The following is a 2,992-nucleotide window of genomic DNA, read 5'->3' on the forward strand; positions in this document are numbered from 1 at the left end:
TATTTAAAGTTATTAAACTACCTATGATTCTTAACATATACATAAGATTAAGTTTTAAAACTATAGAAAATCTTAGTTTAGTTACAAAATCCTTATAAGCTTTTTTTAGAAAACCCGTAAGTTCATTCCATATATATATAATAATTTTTTCTAAGTATTTTATTATTTCTTTGTAGTCAATTTCAGAGTTATTCATCTTTTATAACGTAGCCCACCCCTCTTATAGTGTGAATCAATTTCCTATCATACTTATCATCAATTTTACTTCTTAAATATCTTATATATACATCAACCACATTTGTATCTCCTAGGTAATCATACCCCCAAACTCTTTCCACTATTTTTTCTCTAGATAATACTCTATTTTTATTCTCCAGAAGATAGTGTAATAAATCAAATTCACGTTTTGTAAGATCTATTATTTTATCATTAAAAGTAACAATGTATTTATCTAAGTCTACTTTTAAATTGTTAACTTTAAGAATATTACTACTTATATTTACACTCTTATTTTTCTTAAGTGCTACCCTAATTCTTGCTAAAAGTTCCTCTATCTCAAAAGGTTTTGTTACATAATCATCTGCTCCCATATCAAGACCTGTAACCTTATCCATGGTATCATCCTTAGCTGTAAGCATAATCACTGGTACCTCTGAATTCTCTCTAATTCTCCTTAAAACCTCTATCCCGTTCATAGAAGGAAGCATTATATCTAGAAGTATTAAATCAAAGTCTTCTTCTCTTGCTTTCATAAGTCCTTCTCTTCCATCATGAATCTTAAAAGCTTCATAACCCTCATAGTTTAACTCTAATTCTAGAAATCTTGCTATCTTAACCTCATCCTCTATTATAAGTATCTTACCCTTCATATCCTTTCCTCCAAACTTAAAAATAGCTTTAAAGTAATATTAAATTAATCATATCAAAAAACACACTATTTCTATAGGAAAATCTTCTTATAGTCAGTGTGTTTTTATATCTTTTCACATTTTAAATGAATTTAAAAGCTTTGATTTTACATTTATATTTTAAAAGGTTTAAATATCTAGAGGTACTACATGTAAACTCAACCCTTAAATATAATGTAAATAATAGCATATTAAGGTTTAGTTTAATACATGATGTGATACGTCTATAGAAATATCACGCTAGGTAGTAACTTTATGAAATAACTATTTTACAAACTCTTCTTTTATATTCTCTGCTGTGTTAGATACTTTATCCAAAGTCTCATTTACCTTACTATTCTCAACGTCCTGTCCATGAATTCTAAATTTGTGTCCTGTAAATAACGCTAATATTACTAATGGTATTGCTATATACGGTGCAACTATAGTAATTATTGCAGATATTGTTAAGGATAGTTTTAATATAACATTATCTCTTTTTGTTACTATTATATGATTTCTATTTCCTTTTCCTATCCATTTTTTGCACCAAGCTATAAAGCTACAAGCTACCTTCGAAAAACTTTCTCCATTGTCCTTATTTTCTTCTTCCTTTTTTATTTTCCCACTCTTTTCTAAATAAAGTATAGCTTCTAATACATCTCCATCACTATTTTCTAATGCTTCCTTCGCATCTTCATAACTTACATTAACTCTCTTTTTTAATTCATCAATTTGCTCTATTGTTACCATAATTAATACCTCCAACTTTTAATTTTTATTTTATCCCTTTGACTTAACTTAATTATAAACTTAGAGTATTATAAAAGACTTAATGAAACATTAGAATTTCATTAGAAAATAAAACGAATCTTCCTTCAAATAGTATTCTTTCTACTATCTCAAGGCTAAATTAGTTAATTCAGGAGCAAAGCAACTGTTATTCCATAACTTTTAAGATGATAGGGCGTTACAATTAGTAGCCATCAGATAAAAAACTCTCTAGTAAAACTAGAGAGCCTCTTTAATAAAAACTTATATAACTATATTTTTTTCTTCCCCATCTATCCATGAGTATACATTATCAAAAACTATATTAGCTCTCTTTATCATAGACTCCTCTGAAGCAAAAGCTACATGAGGTGTAACTAAGGTGTTTTTTGAACTAAGTAAAGGATGGTTAGATTTAATAGGTGGTTCCACCTCAAAAACATCTATACCAGCACCAGCAATATCCCCATTATTTAATGCCTCTGCAAGAGCGTCACTATCTACCACAGGACCTCTTGCTACATTTATAAGTATCGAACTCTTCTTCATAAGAGCTATTCTCTCTTTATTTATAAGTCCTTTAGTTTCCTCATTTAAAGGAGTATGTAAAGAAACTATATCACTTCTTGAAAGTAATTCTTCAAGGGTAACATATTCTACTCCTAATTCCTTCGCCTTCTTAGACTCAGATCTACTATATCCTAAAAGCTTGCAATTAAAAGCTTTTAAAATCTCAGCAGTTCTAAGTCCAATGGCTCCTGTTCCTACTATCCCCACTGTCTTTCCATTTAATTCACTTCCTACAAGACCAGCCTTGGTTCCTTCTTTCCTAGTTACCTCATCACATTTTATAACATTTCTTAAAAGTGATATAATCATTCCTATGGTAAGTTCTGCTACTGCTTCAGTAGCATATCCTTGGGCATTAGATACCTTTATTCCTCTTTCCCTACATGCCTCTTTATCAACATGATCTACTCCCGTGAAAGCCACAGCTATATACTTAAGATTCTCTACTGATCTTATAACTTCCCCATTTAAAGTATTATTTGCAATTATAAGAATATCTGCAGATTCCGCTCTTTTCTTTAGAATTTCAGTGTCTTTTTCCACTGTGTCATAGGATATAAATTCATGCCCCATATCCTTTAGCTTATAGGATAAATCTTCTAATGTATCCTTACTTATTGCTAATGGCTCTAATAAAACTATCTTCATATTACATATCCTCCATTTAATATAAAAAATTTCTAACTAATATAATTATATCTCTTTTATATGTTAAAGATATAAACTCAGGATATATTTAACATAATTAAATTTTACATATATAC

The 2,992-nt window shown here is 29.1% G+C and carries 3 protein-coding genes and 1 pseudogene; all 4 read right to left on the reverse strand.

Translation table 11 applies throughout. The features are described from left to right. A pseudogene (locus tag AB2369_RS12660) lies at window positions 1–196 on the reverse strand (hypothetical protein); the annotation flags it as partial. Further along, window positions 189–869: a response regulator transcription factor gene (locus AB2369_RS12665; protein WP_367666834.1), complete on the reverse strand. Its 681-nt coding sequence runs from the start codon at window positions 867–869 to the stop codon at window positions 189–191. The gene AB2369_RS12665 and the pseudogene AB2369_RS12660, both read right to left, overlap by 8 nt. Before the next feature lie 303 nt (window positions 870–1,172). Then, window positions 1,173–1,640: a DUF4342 domain-containing protein gene (locus AB2369_RS12670; RefSeq protein WP_367666835.1), complete on the reverse strand. Its 468-nt coding sequence runs from the start codon at window positions 1,638–1,640 to the stop codon at window positions 1,173–1,175. Window positions 1,641–1,922: 282 nt separating this feature from the next. Next, window positions 1,923–2,876: a 2-hydroxyacid dehydrogenase gene (locus AB2369_RS12675; RefSeq protein WP_367666836.1), complete on the reverse strand. Its 954-nt coding sequence runs from the start codon at window positions 2,874–2,876 to the stop codon at window positions 1,923–1,925. Window positions 2,877–2,992 lie beyond the last annotated feature (116 nt).

Source organism: Clostridium sp. (assembly GCF_040797585.1).
Lineage (GTDB): Bacteria > Bacillota > Clostridia > Clostridiales > Clostridiaceae > Clostridium_Z.

Excerpts from the sequence above, each read along its gene's own strand:
- AB2369_RS12675 (WP_367666836.1), bottom strand. The coding sequence starts at position 2,876 with ATGAAGATAGTTTTATTAGAGCCATTAGCAATAAGTAAGGATACATTA.
- AB2369_RS12665 (WP_367666834.1), bottom strand. The coding sequence starts at position 869 with ATGAAGGGTAAGATACTTATAATAGAGGATGAGGTTAAGATAGCAAGA.
- AB2369_RS12670 (WP_367666835.1), bottom strand. The coding sequence starts at position 1,640 with ATGGTAACAATAGAGCAAATTGATGAATTAAAAAAGAGAGTTAATGTA.